This window comes from Hydrogenovibrio sp. 3SP14C1, assembly GCF_029625905.1.
In the GTDB taxonomy this organism is placed as follows: domain Bacteria; phylum Pseudomonadota; class Gammaproteobacteria; order Thiomicrospirales; family Thiomicrospiraceae; genus Hydrogenovibrio.
Genome location: NZ_JARTLM010000277.1, coordinates 1 through 244 on the forward strand (window position 1 = coordinate 1; position 244 = coordinate 244).

At 43.9% G+C, this 244-nt stretch carries 1 protein-coding gene; it reads right to left on the minus strand.

Going from position 1 to position 244, the window contains the following annotated elements; genetic code table 11:
* Nucleotides 1-244 (minus strand): putative HNHc nuclease (locus tag P8629_RS12525; protein ID WP_278166421.1); only part of this gene is annotated, 244 nt, incomplete at both ends.

Below are 244 nucleotides of genomic sequence, written 5' to 3' on the forward strand. Positions count from 1 at the left end.
TTCCGATCTTGTTGCAGTGGCATGAGAAAACCACTTCCCGGATTGAGCCATAAAGTAGTATTTTAGAAACTGCTCCGTGACGATTGGAAAGTCGCCTTGCCAGTTGGCGATATCCCCAATCAAAGCGTGAGCCACCTTATTTTGTTTTGGTGATATTCTCCGGTTATCAAGCAGCTCAAGAGCCACATAGTTTTTTTGTCCATGAGCAAGTAGCTCAAGGTATTCTGGATTAATATCAGCATCG